3 protein-coding genes are annotated in these 2,704 nt (G+C 71.4%); all 3 read left to right on the forward strand.

Features of this window, described 5'->3' with window-relative positions; genetic code table 11:
* Window positions 1-33: 33 nt before the first annotated feature.
* Window positions 34-1,179, forward strand: a complete 1,146-nt coding sequence (locus RWO82_RS15475; protein WP_314428423.1) for an acylneuraminate cytidylyltransferase — start codon at window positions 34-36, stop codon at window positions 1,177-1,179.
* An 84-nt stretch (window positions 1,180-1,263) separates the two neighbouring features.
* Entirely contained in the window at window positions 1,264-2,136 is an 873-nt protein-coding gene (locus RWO82_RS15480) for an N-acetylneuraminate synthase family protein (RefSeq protein ID WP_314428421.1), read from the forward strand.
* A gap of 26 nt (window positions 2,137-2,162) precedes the next feature.
* On the forward strand, window positions 2,163-2,704 hold a 542-nt coding region (locus RWO82_RS15485), incomplete at its 3' end, for a DUF6716 putative glycosyltransferase (protein WP_314428422.1).

A 2,704-nucleotide genomic window follows, 5' to 3' on the forward strand; every position in this document is an offset into this window, starting at 1 on the left:
AGCAGCACGGCGGCGACTGCGCCGGCCCCCGGCATCAGGACGGTCGCGATCATCCCCGCACGCGGCGGATCCAAGGGCGTGTCCCGAAAGAACCTGCGGCGGGTCGGCGGAGTGCCGCTCGTCGAGCGCGCCGTGCGCAGCGCACTCGCATCCGGTCGGACCGATCTCGTCGTCGTGTCGACCGACGATGACGAGATCGCGGCGGTCGGCGAGGCCGCCGGTGCGCGCATCGTGCGCAGGCCGGCCGCTCTCTCGGGCGACACGGCCTCGTCGGAGAGCGCGGTCCTGCACGCGCTCGACGAACTCGATCGGGCGGGTGAGCGGTTCGACGTCGTGGCGTTCCTGCAGGCCACGTCGCCGTTCATCCCGAGCGACGCCCTCGCCTCGGCGATCGCGCAGGTCGCCGACGGCCGGGCGGATTCCGTGTTCGCCGCGCACGAGACCTACGGGTTCCTGTGGGGCACGGCCGAGGCGGGCGCCGCCGTCGCCCTCAACCATGACGCCGCCGTGCGCCCGCGCCGCCAGGACCGCGAGCCGCACTTCCTCGAGACCGGCGCGTTCTACGTCTTCCGCGCCGACGGATTCCGTGAGGCGCGGCACCGCTTCTTCGGCCGCATCCGCATCGCCGAGGTGCCCGAGTGGTCGGCGATCGAGATCGACGACGAGCAGCAGCTGCGCATGGCGCGGGCGCTCGCCGCACTGTACGAATCGCCCGAGCGGATACCGGTGCGCGCGGTCGTCACCGACTTCGACGGGGTGCACACCGACGACACGGCGACCATCGACGCGCACGGTGTCGAGCGGGTGCGCGTCAGCCGTGAGGACGGGATGGGGGTGTCCCTTCTGCGTGCGGCCGGCATACCGATGCTCATCCTGTCGACCGAGGTGAACCCCGTCGTGCGGGCCCGCGCCGACAAACTGCGGGTGCCCGTGCTGCACGGCATCGACGACAAGGAGTCCGCGCTGCGCGCATGGGCGACGGAGAACGGCATCCCGCTCGCAGAGATCGCGTATCTGGGCAATGACGTGAACGACCTGCCCGCCCTGCGCATCGTCGGATGGCCCGTCGCGGTCGCGGGCGCTCACCCACTCGTGATCGATGCGGCGCGCGTGGTGCTGCGGCGCGCGGGTGGCCACGGCGCGGTGCGGGAGCTGATCGAGCGAGTGTTGCCGGCCTGACCGACTCCGGTAACCCCGAGGCCCCCGGTCGTTCACCCGCGGCGCGTACTCAGGGAGAAGGCCATTTCGACCACCGGAGGAATCATGACTGTCAGCATCGGCTCGCGTGTCATCGGAGGCGGTCACCCCGCCTATGTCATCGCAGAGATCGGCCTGAACCACAACGGTGACGTCGACATCGCCAAGCGGCTGATCGACGTCGCGGCGAAAGCGGGTGCCGATGCCGTGAAGTTCCAGAAGCGCACCCCCGAGATCTCCACGCCCGAGCACATGCGCGACGTGCCGCGTGAGACGCCCTGGGGCACGATGAGCTACCTCGACTACCGCCGCCGGGTCGAGTTCGGCCGCGACGAGTACATCGCGATCGGCGACCACGCGACCATGCAGGGGCTCGACTGGTTCGCCTCGCCGTGGGACGTGCCGAGCGTCGACTTCCTCGAAGACCTGGGCGTCGTGGCGCACAAGGTCGCCTCGGCGAGCCTCACCGACACCGAGCTGCTCGGGGCCCTTCGCGAGACCGGCAAGCCGATCATCCTGTCGACCGGCATGTCGACGATCGACCAGATCGACCGAGCCCTCACGACGCTCGGCACCGACCGCGTCGTGCTGATGCACGCGACCTCGACGTACCCGCTCGAGCCCGCAGAGGCGAACCTTCGCGCGATCGCCACGCTGCGCGACCGCTATCCCGGCGTGCCGGTCGGCTACTCGGGTCATGAGCGCGGCCTGCAGATCTCGCTCGCCGCCGTCGCGATCGGCGCGGTCGCGGTCGAACGCCACATCACGCTCGACCGGACCATGTGGGGCTCCGATCATGCGGCATCCCTCGAGCCCACGGGTCTCGAACACCTCGTGCGGGACATCCGCGTGATCGAGACGGCGCTCGGCGACGGCGTCAAGCGCGTGTTCGACAGCGAGCGCGCGCCGATGGCGAAGCTGCGTCGCGTCTCGGCGTGAGGGGAGCGGGCATGACGGATGCCGGGATGGGCCGTTCCGAGGGATTGCGGGTCGTCGCGATCGCCGACGCCGACTCGTTCCTGAAGTGGTCGGCGTCGCTGCTCGGCGGCGTCACCGGCATCCGCCCGCATGTGCTGGTGGTGCAGACGCCGCTGACCGCGAGCGTCGAGCAGCAGCGCACGGCGCTGGCTGGCGCCGGGATACTCACCGATGACGTCACACGCCTCGAGTTCGCGCAGGCCGCGGCGTGGCTCGAGCGACAGCGCCCCGACGTGGTGCTGCTCGCGGGACGTGGGCCGTTCGTGCGGCTGTTGGGCCGCGTGACCGACGCGCTCACCCACAGGCCGGTCGTCGTCGCGGGTCTGCCCGGCATGGCGATCCCTGCGCAGCGCGGCGCGCTGGAGTATCGGCGGCACGCTGATCTGCTCGTCGTGCACTCGCATCGCGAGGCGCGGGCGTTCGCCGATCTCGGCCGGCGGATCGGCGTGCAGATGCCCACGGCGCTGGCCACCCTGCCGTTCGCCCGAGCGCGCTCGCGCATGCTGGCCCCGGAGCGCGCGCGTGTGCT

Origin of the sequence: uncultured Microbacterium sp. (genome assembly GCF_963521645.1) — a bacterium.
Taxonomy (GTDB): domain Bacteria; phylum Actinomycetota; class Actinomycetes; order Actinomycetales; family Microbacteriaceae; genus Microbacterium.